The sequence below is a fragment of the Planctomycetota bacterium genome (genome assembly GCA_026387035.1).
Classification (GTDB): domain Bacteria; phylum Planctomycetota; class Phycisphaerae; order FEN-1346; family FEN-1346; genus JAPLMM01.
Genome location: JAPLMM010000075.1, coordinates 1 through 20,181, shown reverse-complemented (window position 1 = coordinate 20,181; position 20,181 = coordinate 1). Strand labels below are relative to the sequence as shown.

13 protein-coding genes and 1 tRNA gene are annotated in these 20,181 nt (G+C 65.0%); 2 read left to right on the top strand and 12 right to left on the bottom strand.

Going from position 1 to position 20,181, the window contains the following annotated elements:
- Positions 1-405 precede the first annotated feature (405 nt).
- Positions 406-2,163 carry a TolC family protein gene (locus NTX40_02530; protein ID MCX5647963.1) on the top strand — a complete coding sequence of 586 codons (1,758 nt, stop codon included), beginning with the start codon at positions 406-408 and terminating at the stop codon, positions 2,161-2,163.
- Between the two features lie 65 nt (positions 2,164-2,228).
- Here NTX40_02530 and NTX40_02525 read toward each other — a convergent pair whose 3' ends face one another.
- Complete coding sequence (locus tag NTX40_02525) at positions 2,229-3,254, bottom strand: D-alanine--D-alanine ligase (protein ID MCX5647962.1); 1,026 nt, start codon at positions 3,252-3,254, stop codon at positions 2,229-2,231.
- Positions 3,255-3,518: 264 nt separating this feature from the next.
- A tRNA-Arg gene (locus tag NTX40_02520) sits at positions 3,519-3,595 on the bottom strand.
- A 298-nt stretch (positions 3,596-3,893) separates the two neighbouring features.
- On the opposite strand from NTX40_02520, the gene NTX40_02515 reads away from it, so the two are divergent.
- Complete coding sequence (locus NTX40_02515) at positions 3,894-5,165, top strand: NAD(P)/FAD-dependent oxidoreductase (protein MCX5647961.1); 1,272 nt, start codon at positions 3,894-3,896, stop codon at positions 5,163-5,165.
- Positions 5,166-5,302: 137 nt separating this feature from the next.
- On the opposite strand, the gene NTX40_02510 is transcribed toward NTX40_02515, so the two are convergent.
- From NTX40_02510 to tgt, 10 genes are all read right to left on the bottom strand, one after another.
- Entirely contained in the window at positions 5,303-6,394 is a 1,092-nt protein-coding gene (locus tag NTX40_02510; GenBank protein MCX5647960.1) for a hypothetical protein, read from the bottom strand.
- An 855-nt stretch (positions 6,395-7,249) separates the two neighbouring features.
- On the bottom strand, positions 7,250-8,287 hold the full coding sequence (locus NTX40_02505; GenBank protein MCX5647959.1) for a substrate-binding domain-containing protein: 1,038 nt from the start codon (positions 8,285-8,287) through the stop codon (positions 7,250-7,252).
- Between the two features lie 158 nt (positions 8,288-8,445).
- On the bottom strand, positions 8,446-9,387 hold the full coding sequence (locus NTX40_02500) for an ABC transporter permease (GenBank protein ID MCX5647958.1): 942 nt from the start codon (positions 9,385-9,387) through the stop codon (positions 8,446-8,448).
- Positions 9,388-9,479: 92 nt separating this feature from the next.
- Positions 9,480-10,991, bottom strand: a complete 1,512-nt coding sequence (locus NTX40_02495; GenBank protein MCX5647957.1) for a sugar ABC transporter ATP-binding protein — start codon at positions 10,989-10,991, stop codon at positions 9,480-9,482.
- 4 nt (positions 10,992-10,995) lie between these two features.
- Complete coding sequence (locus NTX40_02490) at positions 10,996-12,084, bottom strand: hypothetical protein (protein MCX5647956.1); 1,089 nt, start codon at positions 12,082-12,084, stop codon at positions 10,996-10,998.
- 79 nt (positions 12,085-12,163) lie between these two features.
- Positions 12,164-12,946, bottom strand: a complete 783-nt coding sequence (locus NTX40_02485; protein MCX5647955.1) for an NIPSNAP family protein — start codon at positions 12,944-12,946, stop codon at positions 12,164-12,166.
- A gap of 1,127 nt (positions 12,947-14,073) precedes the next feature.
- Positions 14,074-14,859: a LysM peptidoglycan-binding domain-containing protein gene (locus NTX40_02480; protein MCX5647954.1), complete on the bottom strand. Its 786-nt coding sequence runs from the start codon at positions 14,857-14,859 to the stop codon at positions 14,074-14,076.
- A gap of 87 nt (positions 14,860-14,946) precedes the next feature.
- Positions 14,947-18,525 (bottom strand): protein translocase subunit SecD, encoded by a 3,579-nt coding sequence (secD, locus tag NTX40_02475; GenBank protein MCX5647953.1) that lies wholly within the window; start codon positions 18,523-18,525, stop codon positions 14,947-14,949.
- Between the two features lie 86 nt (positions 18,526-18,611).
- Entirely contained in the window at positions 18,612-18,992 is a 381-nt protein-coding gene (gene yajC / locus NTX40_02470; GenBank protein MCX5647952.1) for a preprotein translocase subunit YajC, read from the bottom strand.
- Positions 18,993-19,063: 71 nt separating this feature from the next.
- The coding region (gene tgt / locus NTX40_02465; protein ID MCX5647951.1) for a tRNA guanosine(34) transglycosylase Tgt at positions 19,064-20,181 on the bottom strand (1,118 nt) is incomplete at its 5' end.

The window sequence follows — 20,181 nt, the reverse complement described above, 5'->3', positions numbered from 1 at the left end:
ACCGCCGCAAGACGCCTTTCAATACGTTTTTGCGAACGGCGCCGACCACGCCCTGGCGGGCATGTTCGACTTCGAGATCGCCGAGGATGTCGGCATCGCGAAAAAGGTCTTGAACAATCTCAAGAGAAGCCGCCCGTGGCGCAGTTGACCGGCCCGGCCCGAGCGCCCTTCGCCGGGTGAGACCATGAACAGGCAGACCGCTAGCCGGGTCCTGGCCGCCGGCCTGGTACTCGTGACCGTGTGCACGGCGCGCTCGGGCGATTCGCCCCGCGACAAATTCCAGCGCCGCGCCGCCGCGATCGTCCCCTCCAATTCGGAGTTGATTAACAGACCGCAATAGTTATGCTATGGGAACGATCGGCCCGCGCGGGGGACGCGGGCCCAGTTGAGAAACACGGAACCACGATGTCGCGGACCTACGCGCGAGTCTGTCTTCGCCGCGTCCTGCCGCTGGCGGTCGCCGCGGCCGCGGTCGTCGCCCTGGCCGGGTGCCGATCCAACGCCCGCGCCCTCGATGCGGCCGGTAGCGAAGTCTGCAACGCCTATGCCCGCCACGCCGCCGCACTCGAAGAGGCCCCCCTGGCCCGCACGGCCGGCCGATTTGAAACCCTCCCCCGCGCCGAACCTGCTGCCACGGCGGGCAAGCCCGCCGGCGAACCAGGCTCCCCATCCCCCTCGCCCGGCGGACCTGAGGGCTTCCTGGCGCCGCTGGAGCGCTCGGGCGAGGGCGCGGCGGTGACCCTCGAGGCCTGCCTGCGCCGGGCGCTCGTCAATAACCTGAAGATCCAGATCGCCCGGTTCGCCCCCGCGATCGCCCGGACGGCCATCGTCGAGGCCGAAGCCCTCTTCGACCCCTCGTGGTTCCTCAACAACGCCCTCAGCCGGCTCCGCCAGGACACCGGCACGTTCCTCGCCGGCGCCGGAACCCTCTCCTCCAAACAGTGGGACTTCCAGTCCGGCGCCCGTACCCTTCTGCCGACCGGCGCGTCGGTCGCCCTCTCCCAGGGCTGGACGATGCTGAACTCGAACAGCACGTTTTACGACCCCAATCCGCGCTACGCGACCGACATCGGCCTCTCGGTCGCCCAGCCGCTCCTGCGCGGCGCCGGCCAGGAGATCGCCAAAGGCCCCATTGTCCTGGCGAACCTCGACCACCAGATCAGCCTCGCCGACTTCAAGCGTCAACTCATGGACACCCTTCTGGAGGTCGAGCAGACCTACTGGAACCTCGTCGTGGCCCAGGAACGCGTGGATGCGCTCGACGAGTCTCTCTCGGCCGCCGAGGAGAACCTCCGCATCGTCCGCCTGCGGTTCCAGGAGGGCAAGGACAAACGCCTCATCGTCAGCCTCGCCGAAAGCGCCGTCACCAGCCGCCAGACCGACTTGATCGTGGCACGCCTCCAGCGCGCCCGCACCAGCGACCACCTGAAGCGCCTCATCAACGATCCCGCGCTCCCCCTCGAAGAGCCGACCCTTCTGGCGGCCTCCGAGCAACCCCTCGCCAATCCCGTCCCCACCACGCGCGCCGTGCTCCAGCGCGCCATGCTCGCCGCCATGAAGTACCGCCCCGAAATCCAGCAAGCCGACGTGCGGCTCCAGCAGATGGGTCTCATGGAACGCGTTGCGCGCAACCAGCGGCTCCCGCGCCTCGACCTCCAGGGGGCCTATGGCTTCACGGGGCTCGACTCCAAGACCTGGCGGGCCATGAAGGAACAGTTCGGCACGGAGTTCTACGACTGGACGGTCGGCGTGGAACTCGAGGTGCCGCTCGGCAACCGCTCCCGCATCGCCGCCTACGAGCGGGCACAACTCGAACGGACCCAGGCCCTCGTCGAACGCGAGGACGTCCGCCAGCAACTCCTCCTCGAGGTCAGCAACGCCGTCCGCGACCTCGCCGCCGCCGAGGAAGCCATCGCCTCAACCCGCGCCGCACGCCTCGCCGCCGAGCAGACACTCCACGACCAGCAAGCCAACCTCGGCGCCGGCGCCGCTCTCCAGAAGGACCTCCTCGACACCCAGCGCGACCTCGCCGACGCCAAGGTCCGCGAGATCCAGGCCATGGCCGGTTACATGATGAGCCTGGCCCAACTCGAACGCGCCAAGGGCACGCTCCTCGAATACAACAACATCCGCATCCTCGATGAGGACGCCCCGCCCCCATAATGCCGTGCCGTTCGCCGTTCACTCCGCACTCTGCACTCCGCACTCCGCACTAATTCCCCGCCCCCTCACTCGATCGCGTGCGCCTCCTTCCACCGCAGACCCAAACTCACGATCCGCTGAATCAGTTCCGCGTACGACACGCCCCCATGCTCCGCCGACGCCGCAAAATCCTCCCCGCGCGCCAACTGCGGGTTCGCGTTCGCTTCCACAAGGTACGCCCGCCCGTCCGCCCCCAACCGATAGTCCAGCCGCGCGTACCCGCTCAGCCCCAGAACCCGATAAATGCGCCGGCTCAGCCGCGCAAGACGCGACGCGAACCCTTCCGGCAAATCCTTCGCCGGTCGCGTCTTCACACCCAGTCGCTTCTGGTATCCCCGATGCCATTTCACCCGCGCCGTCGCCACCAGCGGCACGCCCTCCGGCTGATTCGCAATCGTCAGTTCCCACGCCGGCAACACCTCCAGACGATAATTTCCGATCACGCCCACGTACAATTCCCGGCCCGCGATGAACTCCTCCACGATCGCATCGCTCTCGAACCGCTCGTGCACGAACTTCACCCGCTCGACCAAACTCGCGTCGTCCTCCACCACCGATTGCCGGCTGATCCCCGCCGACGAATCCTCCAGCAGCGGTTTGACGATCAGCGGAAACTCCAGACCCTTCGGCCGATGCACCGCCCGCCCCGGCCGGCACACCATAAACCGCGGCACCGCAATCCGGTGGTACGCCAGCAACTTCTTCGTCAGCGCCTTGTCGCGCGACACCACCAGCCCCAGCGGGTTGCAACCCGTGTACGCCAGGTCGATCAACTCAAGGAACGACACCATGTTGTGGTCGTACGCGATCACCCCGTACACGTCTTCCAGCAGGTTGAACGCAACGTGCGGTCGCCACTCGCGATGCACCGCCTCGATCGCCTCCAGGTTCCGCACCACACCCAGCACGCGCACCTCGTGACCCAGGCCCCGAAGCGCGACCTCGATGTCCCGCTCCATCCTCCACGGCTCGTCCGTGTAATCCGCGCCCGCGTAGTCCGCCGGCGGCACGAGCGACTCATCCGTCAAGATCACCACCCGCAGCCGCTTCACAGCGACTCCCGCCTCCTCCCTCCCGCGCGCCGCGCCCCGCATGCATGTGTGGCACGGCCGGTCTTGTCCGGCCGTGCGCCGCGCGCCATTAACGCCCGACCGCGCACCCCAAAGCCCGCGGATGAATCCCGATGAAGTCGGGATGAATCCGCGGGACCATCCTTCCCCGCGTGCCGTTAACGCCCGCAGATGAGCCCCGGCGCGCCGGGGCGAATTTCACCCGTCGTGGCGGGCTGCGGGATGCCGTCCTCGGACTTGAAAATGTGGCGCGCCTGGCAGGACTCGAACCTGCAACCTACGGCTTAGAAGGCCGTTGCTCTTTCCGCTTGAGCTACAGGCGCACCCGCTGTCCTATCGTCCCGCCTCTTCCACTGCGATTAATATATCCGGTTAGCGCGCTTCACGTCAACCACTGCGCGCCGTTCGCCGCCTGCCCGCCGCGCGCCGCCCACATTTAGCCGCCGCGCTTGCGCGGCGCTCGCCTTTCGCCCCCCGCGCCTGTTTCGCCGCCCACATTTAGCCGCCGCGCTTGCTTGCCACGCCGAAACCCCGGCGCGCCGGGGGCGACGGCGGTTTTGCAATCCGCAATCCCATCCGCCGCAAATCGCTGTATAATGAACCCCGCGAAAGGTCTCCCTGATGCCCGAACCTGTGTTCGACCTCGCCGTCGTCGGCGCCGGACCCGCCGGCCTCCTGGCCGCCATCGCCGCCGCCGAATCCCGGCGCGCCCCTGGCACGGGTACGGCTCGTGCCGTGGCCGGCGGGGTCGTCCTCCTCGAACAACTCCCGCGCCCGGGCGTCAAACTCCTCGCCACCGGCGGCGGTCGATGCAACCTCACCAGCACCCTCCCCCCCGACGAGTTCCCCGCGAGATTCGGACGCCACGGACGCTTCATCCTGCCCGCACTCGCCGCCTTCGGCCCCGACGCCCTTCGCCGATTCCTCCATTTCCTCGGCGTCCCCACCGCCGCCCCCGACGGGCTCCACGTCTTTCCCGTCTCCGACTCCGCCGCAGATGTCCAGCGCGCCCTCGTCCGCCGCGCCCGCGAACTCGGCGTCCGCCTACGCCTCGCCGCCACCGCCCGCGCCCTCTGGATCGAAGGCGACGCCCTCCGCGGCCTCGAAACCTCCCGCGGTCGCGTCGCCGCAAACGCCGTCATCCTCGCCACCGGCGGCAAAGGCTACCCCGACCTGGGCGCCACCGGCTCCGGCTACGCCCTCGCACGCCAGGCCGGACATACCATCGTCGAACCCACCCCCGCCCTCGTCCCCCTCGTCACGCGCGAAACCTGGCCGCGCGAAATCGCCGGACTCGCTCTCTCCCCCGCTCGCGCCCGCATCGACATCCCCGGACGCCCGCGCGCCGGCATCACCGGCGACATCCTCTTCACCCACACCGGCCTTTCCGGCCCGGCCGTCCTGGACCTGTCGGGCGACGTCGCCGTCCTCCTCAGCGACCGCGCCGAGGTGCCCCTGCGCCTCAACCTCGCCCCGCGCACCACGCGCGCCGAATGGCTCGCACGCCTCGACTCCTGGCCCCTCTCCGAGGGACGAAAGACCCTCCGCACACTCCTCGCCGCCCACTTCCCGCGCGCCCTCGCCGACCTCCTCTGCCGACTCGCCGGCCTCGACCCCGCCACGCGACCGCCTCAGGTTTCCCGGCCGGCTCGCCGCGCCCTCGCCGACCTCCTCACCGCGCTGCCCCTCACGGTCACGGCCACCGAAGGCTGGGACCGCGCGATGGTGACGCGCGGCGGCGTGGCCTTGAAAGAGGTGGACCCGCAGACCCTGGCCAGCCGACGGCTCCCCGGCCTCGCCTTCGCCGGCGAAATCCTCGACCTCGACGCTCCCTCCGGAGGCTTCAACCTCCAGTGGGCCTTCTCCTCCGGCCGCCTCGCCGGCTCATCCTGACCCGTTTTCCGTTCACTTCCTCTGCGGTTAAAAGACGGCTGGACACGGCGACGTCCCTTCGCAAGGGGCACTGCCGCGCAAAGCAAGGGGCAGCCACGGGGGCCGCCCCTGCAAGGACAATCGTACCGGCGAGCGTGTCACCCCCCGCGCCGTCCTCCGCCTCCGCCGGTCCTACCGCCGCCCCAACCGCCACCCCAACCGCCGCCCCAACCGCCGCCCTGGTAGTCGCGGTTCTCCACCGGGGGCGGAACGAAGGCCTGGGCGAGTTCCGTGTATTCCGCCTGGCGCTGAGCGCTCTCACCGGACAGTTTGGCGGCATCCGCCGAACCGCTCAGGCCGTTCAACTTCCCCGCCGTGGCCTGAAAACTGCCCTCGGTCTTCGCCAGGTCCGTGCAGAGGGCCTGGCAACTCTCCATGTTCTTTCGCTGGCTGAGAGTCAGGGCGTTCCTCTTGATGGCCGCCTGGAACCCCGCCAGTTTCGCGTTCAGCGCCGTCAAAATCTGCTGGCCGAGGTCCGCCAGTTGCTTGCCCGCGGCGCCGGCCACGGCCTTCTCCGGATCGGCCGAAAGGCTGTTCGAGAGGACCCTGGCCTGGCGCAACTCCTCGGCCAGGGCCGCAAAGGCCGCCTGGGCCTCTTGCGGCGTGCGGGCCTTCCTGATGGTGGCCACGCGGGCCTTGAGTTTCTCAGCCCGGATGGGGGCCAGGCACGCCAGGGCCCGGGCCAGGTAGGCATCATCGGCCAGGTTGGCGGCTGCGGGCTGGCCGGTGGACGGGGCCGGGGCAACCGTTCCTGCGGCGGCCTCGGCGTTTGCGGCAGCCGCTTCCAGCGGCGGATAGACGCCCGTCGGAGAGGCCAGGAGAACCTCGCCGGTGGCGGCGGCCTTGACCTGGTCGTCCGACCCCTTTTCGTAACGTTCGGCCAACTTCGTGTAGGCCCCGGCCGCCACCTTCCAGTCGCCCTTCTTGCGGAGCGACTCGGCAATCAGGCGCGCGGCCCCGGTCTTCACCGTTTCATCCTTGGCGGTTCGCAGGAGCACACGGGCGGGCTCCGCGACCTCGTCGAACTTTCCGGCCGCAAACAGGGCCTCGACCTCGGCCAGTTTGGCGCGGTCGTCCGCCGCAACAACGCCGGCCGTGTTCTTGCCGGCTGCCTCGAACGGATCCTCCGCCGCGGCAAACCCTGCCGCCAACGCCAGAACCGCGATGAAAATAATCGCTGCCGCTTTCATGGCCTTTCCCCTTCCTCGTGTTTGCACAGACACCCTTCCGAAAACGCCAGAGATGCTATAGGCTTAACGAGCAGAACCCCGTGCGAATTGCAGAAAATTCCGGGTTCTCTCACCCGGCGCCCCGCCTGTCGAAGCGCAGCGGAGACCCGCCTTCTTGTCCGCCGTAGCCTCGGCGAAGGCGGAAGCCCCGCCCCGGCGGGCGGAGGAGGGCCGCAATTTTACCCGCCGTAGCCCTGAGTCTGTCGAAGGGCCGGAGGCGGGCCGCAATTTTACCCGCCGTAGCCCTGCGTAGCCTTGGCGAAGCAGGGGCAGAGGCGGGCCGAAATCCGCAATCGTTCCCCCCACCTCAAGCCCACGCCGCTCTGTGCGATCTGTCATCCCGATTCCCGGCGCGCCGAAACGGAGTCGAACGGGTCTCGCCTCGATGCCTTGCTTCTCTTTCCGCTTTCCGGGCTCCGGTTTCCGGGTTCTCTGTTCTGCTTTCTGCCTTCTGCATTCTGCCTTGCCTCTTGCACTCCGCAACCTGCCCGCCATAGCCCGACCTGTCCGTTAACGGCCGCAACCAACACAGAGACCAGGACAAGGGAGAATGTTTTTTCACAAGAAAACGGCGTATGTCGATATGCTTTGCTGACTTTAGAATCTCTCCTAATGCGTTCTCATCACACGACTCATCCGCGATACAAAATGATACCGTCCTGAGTTCGCCGCAAAGGCCGCTTTATTCCCCTTGATGCCCCGGAAGTGAACCAACCGTGAATCTGTCGCCGCCTCTGCCTCCCTACGGACTCCCCTCCCTCGGCTGCAAAGTCCCGCGCGCGTTGAATGCATCGCACCATCGTCGCATGCACCTCCTCACCCAGGTGCGCGTTTCAAGAGTTCTTGCTGCGCTTTCTCAAACTCCACCACCGACTCCGGCGTCACATCAATGAACCCGGTGTCGATCTTGTCGGGAGCCTGGTAGATGCCGAGGGCGGCGTCGTTCGCGATGCTGGAAGTAAAGGCATAGCCCTGATGGTTGATGTCGAACAGAACCTGGAGAGCGAGAGGGCCGAATATATTCCTCTTCTGTCCCGAGACGTACTGCGCGCTGCCGTCTTTCAAGAACTCGATGTGGGTCGGGGTCAGGTCGTTGATGACCACCTTGATAACGCCCGCCTTGCCCACGCTCTTGACGGCCGGACAGATTCCTCCGCCCGAACTGCCGTCAAAACCGGCAATCCCCACGATGTCCGGATGCTTCTGGATAAGGGCGTTTGCCGACGCTTCCGCCGCATCGATCATGCCCTTGTCGTCCGCAACATCGAGCACTTCCACGTCGGGGGCGATCTTCGCCATGTGCGTCTTGAACATCTCCATGGCCGCCGTGATATGGGGCTGGGAGATATTTCCCAGGCGTCCCACTTTCCCCTTCCGGTTGACCAGGGGAGCCATCGCATCCGCGAGGCGGACGCCCAACTGCGGCCAGTTGGTGCCAATATAGGTGATCCTCTTACTCGTCGGAAGGTCGGCATCCCAGAGGACCACAGGAATGCCCTGGTCCATGGCCCTGTCAATCAGGTCAACGATCGCCGGGTCGAGCCCGTTGATGGCAAGACCGGCAGGCTTTTGGGCAATGGCCTGTTCGAGCGCTTCAATATAGAGCTCCAGGTTGTTGTCGGGAGGACCCACCATCAGGGTCTTAACGCCGAGCGCCTCGCCTTTTCGCTTAAAGTAGTACAGGTCCGGCTTGAGCACCGGATGGGCCGAGTACATGGTGGCCATGATGTAGAGTTCATCGCTATGATCCGCCGCGGCCCCAGCGGTTTCGGCCGTCTTTTCCGTGTCGCACCCCGTACACAGCAGGAGACCGGACGCCAGCAGAAACACCGAAACGGAAAGGCATCTGTTCATCTCATTCCTCTCCTTTCGTTCACCGCGTTGACCTGACACTACAGCGCCACTTTGCGCGGCGGGTCTCCGCACCCGCCGCGCCACGGGCCAAGAAAGTTATTTCTTGCGCGGTGGGTGCGGAGACCCACCGCGCAAACGGGTCAAGTGGCACTGTTGTACTAACCGGGCGGCGCCGAGGGCGTTTTCCTTCTGAAGATCTTCCGGAAGTAGCCCTCTCCCATCACCACGTCGGTGTAGACGGCGAGAATCAGGATCGCTCCTTCCACGATCCTCTGCCAGTATGCCGAGACCCCGCCGATGACCATGATGTTAAAGACCAGCGCCATGAAAAGGGCGCCCACCACACCGCCCAGGATCGTTCCCTTGCCGCCCTTGATGCTCGCCCCGCCGATGACGACTCCCGCGATGACCTGCATCTCCATTCCCATCCCCGCCTGCCCGGTCGACGAGCCCAGACGGGCGCAGTGGAGGATTCCGGCAAGTCCGGCAAGCAGGCTCATGATCACAAATCCGCTGAACCAAACCCTGTCCACGTCGATTCCGCATAACCTGGCCGCTTCCTTGTTCCCGCCGACAAAGTAGAACTTGCGAAAGAACTTCAGGTACCGGAACATCAAGACAAACGCGATTGCCGTGACAACGAAGAACCATATCGGAAGCCGAAGTCCCAGGAAGTCGGACTGTCCGAGCATCTTGAAGGATAGCGGCAAACCGCTGACTCCAACGCCCCCGACGATGATCGCCAGTCCCCTGAGAATCCCCATCGTGCCCAGGGTGGCGATCAAAGGGTTGATCCGCATTTTTGTCACCAGGAACCCGTTCATCGCGCCGCAGACAGCGCACGTGGCAAGGGAGGCCGCGATGGCAAGCGGCCACGGAAGGTTGAGAGTCTTGATGAAGAAGGCCACCATGATCATGCCGATGGCGTAGACCGAGCCGACCGAAAGATCGAAGACGCCGCTTATCAGAAGCATCATCATTCCAAGTGAAATGAAGCCGGTGGAGACGAAACTTATCAGCACGGCCTTGGCGTTGCTGGCATTGGCGAATCGCGTGCCGAGGGTCAGGGTCGCAACGAGCGAGATGGCTGCGGTGATCACTAAAAGATGGAGACTCCTTGATCCTGCGAGAGTTCGGGTGAACCGTCGCCAATCCGGCGACTTCCTGCCGGCGATGGAACTCCCCGCGTCGCTCACGATGCCGCCCCGTCACGGTCCAGGCCCGATGCCCATGCCACGATATCTTCCTCGCCGATGCCGTCCCGGTCCACGATCCGCATCATGCTTCCTTCGTGCATGACCAGGATGCGGTCGCCCAGGGAGAGGGTCTCGAGCATATCGGAGCTGATCATGATGATGGAGATCCCCTCCCGGGTCAACCGATTCAGCAGGGTGTATATCTCCTCCTTGGCCCCCACGTCGACGCCTTTGGTCGGCTCATCGACGATGAGGATCCGGGGCCTGTACGAGATCCAGCGAGAGAGACAGACCTTCTGCTGGTTGCCGCCGCTCAACGTCTGGACCTTCTGGTCGATGCCCGAACACCGGATGTTGAAGTTCTCCACGTTCCGAAGCGCCATCCTCTCGATGCGCCTTCTCGAAGACAAAGGGCCGGGCGTCAGGCTGTCGATGTTGTTGGACTCCATGTTCTCGGCGATGCCCATTTCCAGGAAGAGCCCCAACTTCTTCCTGTCCTCGGTCACGTAGCCGATGCCGGCTTTCATGGCTTCCCACGGCGATCGAATCCTGCGTGTCCGCCCGTCGATGGCCACGGTGCCGCCGTCTATCGGAAGCGCGCCGAAAAGGGAGAGCGCCAACTCCGTGCGTCCGGCCCCCGTCAACCCGGCAAGGGCGAGGAACTCCCCTTCGCGGAGGGCAAAGGAGATATCCCGAAAATGCGTTCCCGATAGACCGTTCACTTCCAGGACCACCTTCTCTTTGGCCTGGCTCCTATAGTGGAAGTCGATGAGTTCGCGTCCCACCATGCGTTCGCAGATATCTCTCTCCGTGACATCGCCGACCTCGTAGGTGCCGACCAACGCGCCGTCCTTCAGGATCGTCACCCGGTCGGAAATCTCCTTGATCTCCTTGATGCGATGGGATATGTAGATGATGCTCTTGCCTTGCTCTCTCAACTTCGCGATCACCCCGAAGAGCTGCTCGGTTTCCTCAACGGTAATCGCAGCCGTGGGTTCGTCCAGTATGAGTATCTTGAAGTCTTTGGCGAGGGCGCGGGCGATTTCGATCCGCTTCTGCGTGGTGGTGGACAGCGAGCCGGCGCGGACGTGGAGGTCCACATCGATGTGGAGCGCTTTCAGGAGAGCGGCTCCCTCCTGGTCCATGCGCTTCCAACTGACCTGGCCCAGCGTCCCCAGCGGCGGTTCCCCGCTGAAAAGGTTCTCGCACACCGTGACGTTCGGAAGGAGGCTGCTCTCCTGGAAGACGATGCGGATCCCCGCCTTTTCCGCCGCACGCCGGCTCTCCAGTTCCTGCTCCACGCCCTCGACGCAGACGACCCCTTCATCCCTCTCGCAGGCGCCGGCGAGGATTAGCATCAAGGTGCTCTTGCCCGCCCCATTCTCGCCGACCAGCGCGTGCACTTCGCCCGGCTTCAGGTCGAAATCCACCCGGTCGAGCGCCTTCACGCCGGGGAACGTTTTGCTGATGCCTCTTACGGTCAACAGCGCGGGGATGGCGTCTTTCATGCGACTACCACGTCCTTACCTTTTCGAGGACGTCCTGCTGATCTTTCGGCTCGGCGGGCACCCAGAGCATGATACCCGCGGGGTCCACCTTGGCCATGAATTTCTCGATTTCCTCCGGTTCCAGGTCGACGATGACGCTCTTGCCGGCCTGCCGGATCTTCTCAATCAGCGGCACCCACTGCAGGATCGGCTTGTCCCGGCCGTATCCTTGCGCCCATTGCACGGCCGCCAGGTTCGGCAGCGTCAGAATCGCGTCCACGTGCCTCGCCACGCCGGGGCCGTCCATGTGAAACACGTTGTGCCGGAACAACTCCGCCTCCCGGCGAAGGACGGGCAGGCAGAACTCCTCGAAGTGCTCCGCCGAAATGTTCGTCGCAAAATCGCAGGCCAGCACGTTGAAGGTTTCAAAACTGGGCAGGTTCATCCAGGTCACCGACAGCTGCCCGTGGGCCTTGAGCGCCGCGTCGAAGTGGCGATACACCTGGGGATATTCGGCGAACGCCGCGTCTATCAGCCGTTGGATCCGCTCGGGTTGTGTCATCAGGTCGAGGCACATTCGCTCCATGCCGCGCAGGCCCATCGTGCAGTCGATGCCGGCATACATATCGGTATATCCAACCATGAACTCTCCTTCGGCCGCTTCCAGCGCCCGGCGCGTCAGGGCCTCCACCGCGAGGAAATACTTGTTTTCCCATTGGACCCGAAGGTCGGGCAGATGCTCCAGGTCGTCCACGCAAGGGTGCGTCCAGGCCGTGACGTCGTCGAACACGGCCTCCTGGCCCAGGAACAGGTTGTACACCACGGCGCTGAGGTTCGGCCAGAAGACGGGAAACGTCTCGCCCAGGAATTGGGTTCCGCCCAGGGATGCGACGAAGGCCTTGACCTGGAACTCCACGTCGAGCCAGCGCTCCTCCGGCGTCTTCCACGGGCCGTCCACCGTGCGGCGCCGTTCGTATTCGACGTTGTGGTGGTGGAACCGCACCGGCGGCCGGTCGAGGACCCGTTGCTCGTACCAGGCATAAATCCGCGCCATGCACTCGTCGAAGTCGGGCTTGCACCGGAAGTCACGCGAGGGAAGGGTTGGCACACTCATCGCTTCGCCCCTTCTCGTCCCGGTCGCGTGGGTCCGAAGGCAGATAGAGCGGTCGCCTGTCGCCGGAATCGGCGGCCGGTCACTGCATCGCCGAGTAATCCGTCGCCTTCAGGTAGATCGCCTCCGGCCTTTCCCGCAGGATCCGCCCCTCCTTTTCCGATTCCTGGGCGACCTGCTTCCACTCGGGGTCCCCGACAAAGGCCTGCCAGGACGCCTTGGCGGCTTCGCGGCTTTCGTGCCGCAGAAGGTAAATCAGCGTGTCCTTCGAATCCGGCTCGTCCGCCGGGTGCCAGTAGGCGACCGAACGTATCCCGTGCCGGTTGAAGAGGCTAATCGTGTGGTCCCGGAAACGCGCGTCCAGGTTCTTGAGTTTTCCTTCGTTGGTTCGGTAAATCCGAAGTTCGAAGACGGCATCGGCGCTTTTGTTGCCGCTTTTCTCGTCGGGAGAATACGCCGGCGAGTAGTCGGTCGCGTTCAGGAACACCGATTCCGGCGCCTTGGCCAGGATCCGCCCGTCCTTTTCCGATTCCTCCGCCACTCGCTTCCACTCGGGGTCCGCCAGAAAAGCCTGCCACGACGCCTTCGCGGCCTCGCGGCTCTTGTGTTTGAGCACGTAAATCAGCGTGTTCTTTGACTTCGGCTCGTCCGTCGGCACCCAGTAGCCGACCGACTCCATGCCGTGCTTCTGGAACAGGCGCACCGTGTGGTCCCGGAAGCGCGCGTTCAGGGCGTCCAACCGGCCTTCCTGGGTCGTGTAGGTCCGCAGTTCATAGACTTCCGCGGAGGCGATCGCCGGAGCCGCCGCCAGCCACGCCAGCAAGGCCAGCGCGGAAAAACGAAACACTTCGCAACGAATCATCATGTGTCGCTCCTTTGGCTAACCCGGCAAACCAAGGCCCCTTGCCGCCGAGGCGCCTTTCGCGCCTTGCGAAGGAGGTCCGCGGCATTATAGCGGGCGATCCCGGGGGAAACAATGCCCGATTCCGGACCCGAAGGGGAGCGGATGGCTAGCCCCGACCGCAAGGGAGGGGTGAAGCCGGAAGGAGAGCGGTTGGCTAGCCCCGACCGCAAGGGAGGGGGCGAAGCCGGAAGGGGAGCGGGTGGCTAGCCCCGACCGCAAGGCCGGGGAACCCGTGACCCCCAAAAACTTTTTCCTAAGCCCCGTAGGGGCGGACTGTGCTCTAGCCACGGGCGCGAGAACTTTTTGCATCGTCAACCACGGGGAAAATGGGGGAAAATGGGGACATGCTACTTTTTCAGGGGAATTTCCGGGGACGCGCTTCAACGGCAGGCTTGTCGCCACAGGCGGCTCGACGGGGCGAGAGGCTTGAGGCTTGAGGTCAGGCCGAAGGCCTGAAACAAAAAAGCCCAGGCCAGCGGCCTGGGTCCGCGAGAGCAAGCAAAGCATAATTCTTTTTTCATCACCAAGCCCTGAAGGGGCGCAACAAAAGCGCGAGGTTGTTTCGCCCCTACAGGGCTCAGACCCCTTCCCCCGTCCCCGCCACCTGGGGCGGCGCCCCAGGCTGGATTGTCTCAGGCCTTCGGCCTGTCGGCCCGGCGCGCCGGGACGAAGCCGGGTTCCCCAATCCTCCCTTTGCGTCCTTGGCGTCCTTTGCGGTTAAGGCCGGCGCGCAATTCCCGTGCCAAACACGTCGAAAAAAAGTTATTAACATAAAGGTATGCACATGACATGGATGGAAAAAGTGCGAAAAAGGGCACAAAAACCGGTAAAAACCGGTCAAAAACGTGCAAAAAGGGGGTCAAAAACGGCAAAAAACCGCTAGCCCATCTTACCAATAGCACCCCGTCCGCCGAAAAAAACCCCCGGACGCTAGCGCCAGGGCCGGTGGGTTCCCAAAAATCGCCCAAAAATACCCCCCAAAACTCCCTCTAAAAAGTTATCCACAATCGCCGGTTGGCGTAAGTCGAACGCCGGCGATTGGAAACGTGACCGCGACCTTCCGGTCGCGGCTCGAACGGCGGCGGGCGTTAGTGCGGTTCCGGAAGGCGCAGCGTCTGTCCGACGTAGAGGGTGGCGTTGAGGGAGGGAAGGACATCCCGGTTCGCTTCGTAGATCTTGCGGTACATCGCCGCATCGCCGTAGAAACGGCGGGCGATGCCGATGAGCGTGTCGTTCTTCTGCACGACGTAAACCTTGGTTTGCGACGGCGTCGGCGCGACCTTGGCTTCTTGCGGTTTCGGTTTCTCGGGCAGGACGAGGCGATCGCCGATCTTCAGGGCCAGGACGTTGACGCCCGGATTGGCCGCCTCGATCAGCCGCGCGTACGACGTATCCCCGTAGCGCTCGCGCGCGATCTCGTAAAGGGTATCCCCAGGCTGAATGACGTGAACCCGTCCGGCGTCCTCATCTTGAGGCAGCCAGCGCGCATTGACGACCGTGCCTTCCACACCTTCGGGCTTCAGGGTCGGTCCCGGCGGGTCGGCGCCGACAACCGGATGCTGCGTCTGGAGGGCGATGACCGTGCCTTCGTCCTGGGCACTGGACTCGAGATCGTGGGCCGGCGGCCGGCCGGTCGCGCCCTGGCCGACGGATTCAGGATGCCCGTTGGCCGGGTTGCGGTTTTCCTGGGCCAGGCGGTTGCGCCATCGCTCATAGGCCGCCAGGGGATCCTGAAGGACGCGCGAGCCGCCGTCCGAGGTCTCGACGCGCGGGCGTGTCTGGCGGTCGCTTCGCAGACCGTCCCGTCGGCCGGCGAGGCAGAGGACGACGACGCCAACGGCTACGAGGGAAAGCAGCAGGATCGCCTTGGTCACAAGGCGCATCAGTCACCTCTGAGATTCAACCAGAGCCGCGGTTATCCTTCTCCCGCCGAGTCTATCGGTGATTCCGGGGGAAGGACATCACTTTTTCCGTGGCTGTTGTCGCGCGGTTCCCCAGACCAACCGGTAAAGCGCGTACGAGGCGGGAAGCGTCGTCAAGGCCCTGACGGCGGCGGGCCCCGCCCAGCCCGTCCTCTCCGGCGCAAAGAGCATCAGGAGGCAGAAGACCACCATGGCGGGCACCATCAGCAACCCCACCACCGCCAGGGCCGTGGCCAGTCCGGGGGCCTTTTCCTTCAGACCCCAGGGACGCTCGTAGGCGAACGCCCACAAGGCCCACGTGGCCAGCACGATCCAGGCTATCTGGACGCCGGCCAACACCCAGCCGACCCACGTTCCGAAGGACTGCCACACGACCGCGTAGTACCCCAGCACGAGGAATCCCAGCACCGGGAACGCCCACACATAGACCCGGAACAAGTACCCCCGCAGGACGAGGAGCGGCGAGGCAATGGCCACCGAGGAGTACGTCCCGATGACGATGCCGAGCGTCAGGACGAAACTGAAGCCGTGGACCGTCGAGGCGGTCCCGCCGAGGACGTAGAGCACGGCCACGGTGACGATCGTGGTGGCGCTGGTCCAGATCGTGCGCGAGAGTGTCTGGTTGATGCTGCGGTTCACCACGTCCACGGACAACTCGCCGAACTTGCCCCGGTTCTCGCGGATGCGGTCGAAGACGACAACGGTGTCGTTCACCGAGTAGCCAATGAGGGTCAGGAACGCCCCGACCATGGGCAGATTGATGCGCATGTCGGTGATGAGGAGCGGGTTGCCCGTCCACCACGCCGCCACAGCCGCCGTGCACGCCACCGCGCCCAAGGTGATAAAGACGTCATGGACGAGGGCGACAACAGCCGCCACGCCATATCCCGCCTTGGCGAACCGGAACCACATGTACAGGATGATCGCCAGCAGCGAGAAGACGATGGCGATGACGGCTTTGTTCCAAGCCTCTGCGGCCATCGTGGGCTCGAAACTGGTCGTGGAGGCAAAGGCCTCCTCCGCCCCAAGCGACGACCGCACCACGTCCGTCCAGAAGGCCGGGGCCGGCATGTTTCCGCGCGACCCTTTGAAATCCTCCGCGATCCACACTTCGCAGGAATCGTACTCACCAGTTCTCTCGGCCGCTCGAACCCCATCCACGCGGTACAGCGTGTTCGTGAGGTTGGGGTACCGGTCGCGCAGGAAGACGTCAATCCGCCTGCGGACCTCCTGAAGCGTCCTCGGCGGCGCCAGCGTGACCGCCAGCCGGATCTTCCCGAAGTACTGCCGGTACGCCGGCGGAATAAAGCGGACGCCCGCCGTCTGGGGACTCTCGGGCCCCGGCGTCACGCCGGCCGCGGTCGCCTTCGTCTCCAGTAGCCGCGCGCGAATCAGGTCCTCGGTAATCTCCGAAGCCCTTGCCTCCGCCTCGCCCGTCCGAGATTCGGGCCTTAACTCCGCAAAGGCATCCGAGAGCGAGGCCTTGACCGACGCCTCATTGGCCGCCGCCCCAGCGCTCGTCGCCACGCTGATCAGAAAGCGGTTCAGCCGCGGAGAGGCTTCCGCCCCTTCCTCGTGCCGAATCGCGGACTGCTCGTACTGGAGTTCCTGAACGGTCGCCCCGGGACCCAGCGCCGCCGTCACGCGCCGCCGAACCTCTTCGATTCCGACCTCGCTTTGTCCCTTGGGCACGCGAAGGGCCAATTCCACCTGCGTGCCGCCCGTGAACTCGATGTCGTATTTATCGGCCCCGCGATTGTAGAAGGCAATCGCCCCGGCGAGAACCAGCACGCCGGAAACCACTATCGCCACACGCGCCAGCCGCATCCAGTTGATGTTCGGGGCGCGGAACAACTGGAGCATCGTCATCTTCTTTGCAAGGCCGAGCGCCAGCGCTCCCTCGAGAATCATTCGCGCCACGATCAGGGCCGCGAACATGCTCGTCAGGATGCCGACGATGATGACGATGGCAAACCCCTTCACTTCCTCGGTCGCCAATTGCGGAAGGAGCAGGATGAACGCCGGAATCAGCGTCGTGAGGTTCGAGTCCAGGATGGTGCGAAAGGCGCGGCTGTAAGCCCGCTTGAGTGCGAAGGCGAGGCTTCCTTCGCGGCCCTTCTCTTCACGAAGGCGCTCATAAATCAGCACGTTCGCGTCCACGGCCATGCCCATCGTCAGGACAAGGCCTGCGATGCCGGGCAAGGTCCACGACTGGTGCATCCAGTGCATGATGCAGATGATCAGCAGAAGGTTCAGCAGAAGCGCGATGTCGGCAACGAGTCCCGCAAACAGATAGTACCCGGCCATGAAGGCCACCACCAGCGCCAGGCCGATGGCCATTGCCTTCATGCCCCTCTCGATGTTGTCCCGCCCGAGTTCGGGGCCGACGGTTCGCTCGGCAATGGGGTCGCCGAGGCTGGCGGCCAATTGGCCCGAGTTCAGGATCGTCACAACGTCGTCGCGTTCGCGGACATTGTTCGCATAGCCCTCGATGATACCACCCTTCGACAGTTGCGCCTTGAGGACGGGCGCCGACTGAATCACATCGTCCAGAATAATCGCGAGTTGTCGGCCCTTGTTCTCGGGCTGCGTCAGCCGGGCGAAGCGCGCCTCGGCCTTCGGCTCCATCCAAAAGTGGACAATCGGGTATCCGTCCTGCGTGTCGCCGCGCGCCCGGCTCAGGTCCTGGCCGGTCACATCCTGGCCGTCGCCCACGTCCACCAGCACCTCGACCGTCTTGGTCTCCTTGTCGACGACGTAGACAAAATTCCACGCGTCGAGCGCCCCGTCCCGGTAGCGCTCGTACCCTTTTTTCATCGGATACCAGCGATAGCGGGGATTGTCCGGCGGGTGGCCGTCCTGCTTCAGGCGCACCAGCCGATCGAAGTTCGCCTTGTCCCGGTCCTTCACGCGGTCCGCGACGATCCGAAACTCAAGGAACCCTGCCTGCTTCACCAGCCTTTTGACGCGCGACACGTCGCGCTGCGTCCTGAGGGCCCGCTGAATCAGGTCTTCCCACCTCGCGATGCCTTCCTTGTCGCTCGGCGTCAGGGGCAACCAGACGGCGATCTCCTCGTACTGGTCGCCCGACGCCTTGGCGCCCAGCACCCGCCAGGCGGTCGCCTCGCCGGGTGTTCCCTGGCGACTCTCCTCCTGGATCCTGTTGCGCACGTCATCCAGGTAGAGCGGCGGCTTCAGGCGAATCACCAGGCGCGATCCGCCGGCAAAGGGTTTCACTTCCTCCGGCGTCTGGGCCGCGCCGGCCTTCAGGTCCGCCTCGGTCAGCGCTTCGACGCTCATGACCTTCAGTTCGGTCCGCCGGCCCGGCAACACGATCTCCAGCCGGCGCTTGCCGATCGGCCGGACGATGTACCCACGCGTGCCCTGGGGATCGATGCGGCCCAGGATGACGTGCTTCGCCTCGGCGGCGGAGGGCGGCGAGGCGTCGGGCGACGGCGGCCGAAGTTCGTAAATCAGGCTCGTCCCGCCTTCCAGGTCGATGCCCAGCCGGAACAGGTCATAGAGGGAGCCCTGCGGGTCGAGTCCAACGGTGATGAGCGGAACGCCCACCACAACGGCGATGAAGATCAGGCTGACAACATAGACGCCTCGGTTCATGTCGGCCTCGGTTTGCTGGAGCAGACACCGTTCCCGCGTTCCGGTCCGCGCCGGCGTTCCGCGGTCCGAAATTACCTTCGAAGATCCTACGCCTTCTTGTCTTTCTCCTCACCCTCGCCTTCAGGCCCGATCACCTGGTGGATGGCGCTGCGGGACACGCGGATCCGCACGTCCGACTTTTCGTCTATCTTCAGGACGACTTCGTCCTCCCCGACGGACGCGACGATCCCGTGGATGCCGCCGATCGTCACCACGTGAGCGCTCTTCTGGAGCGACGTCAGCATGTCCTGCCGCTTCTTCTCTTCGTCCTTGCGCTTCTTGCTCTGCGGCCGCCAGACCAGAAGATAAAACACGCCGAAGACCAGCACCATCATGATGAGCCAGTTGTAGTTGGCGCCGGGCTGCTGTTCCCCGTCAGGCTTCGGGGCCGGCTCCGCCGTTTGAGCCACCAGTGCGTACGTTTTCACGAGTCCGATCCTTTCCAAGTGCCTCGCGCCGGCGAAAACCGGCGTCCGAGGCAGGTTCCAGGGCCTCCCTTTTATGCTTTGCCGCCGTATCTGTCAAGTAATGCCTGGCCCACGGTTTCCAGGCGACCTTCGCGGATCCCCTCCCGCAGGCGCTCGAACAGGCGCGTGTAGAACCGCAAGTTGTGCATGCTCAGGAGGATAGGTCCCAGCATCTCGCCTGCCATGAAAAGGTGCCGAAGCGCCCCCCGGCTGAAGCGCCGGCAGGCCGGGCAGTCGCAATCCGCTTCCAACGGCCGGGTGTCCGTCCGGAACTGCTCGTTCCGAACGCGTATCGGCCCATCAAACGTGAAGGCGCTCGCGTTGCGCCCATTGCGCGTCGGGAGGACGCAGTCAAAGAAATCCACACCCCGCGCGACGGCCGCCACCACGTCGCGCATCTCGCCGACGCCCATGAGGTAGCGCGGCTTGTCCGGCGGCAGGCGCGGGGCCGTCCACTCCACGACCTCCACGAGATGGTCGTGACCCTCGCCGACGCTTACGCCGCCGATCGCATAGCCGGGAAAATCCATCGCCACCAGCCGCTTCGCACACGCGAGCCTCAGATCCTTCTCGACCCCGCCTTGCACGATGGCCCACAAAGCCTGTCGCGGATCCCGGTGGACCTCGCGGCACCGCTCGGCCCAGTCGAGGGTCCGGCGGACGGCTTCCGCCACCTCCGCGCGCGGGCACGGATACGGCGGACACACGTCCAGCGCCATGATCACATCGGCGCCCAACTGGTTCTGGATTGCAACGGCTGACTCCGGCGTCAGCGTCATCTGGGCGCCATCAATGTGGCTCCGGAACGTGACCCCCTCGTCGGTCAGTCCGCGAAGGTCCGCGAGGCTGAACACCTGGAAGCCGCCGCTATCCGTCAGGATCGGACCGTCCCACCCCATGATGGCATGCAGCCCGCCCAAGGCGCGCACCACGTCCGCCCCCGGCCGAAGGGCCAGATGGTACGTATTGGCCAGGACCATTTGGACGCCGAGGTCCCGAAGCGTTTCGGGGCCTACGCCCTTGACGGTCGCTTTCGTGCCGACCGGAATGAACGCCGGCGTCTCGACGGCGCCATGCGGGGTCGTCAGTCGGCCGACGCGCGGCCCCGCGGAGCCGCCCGGCGCTCGGAGAACGTCCCACGCAAAGCCGT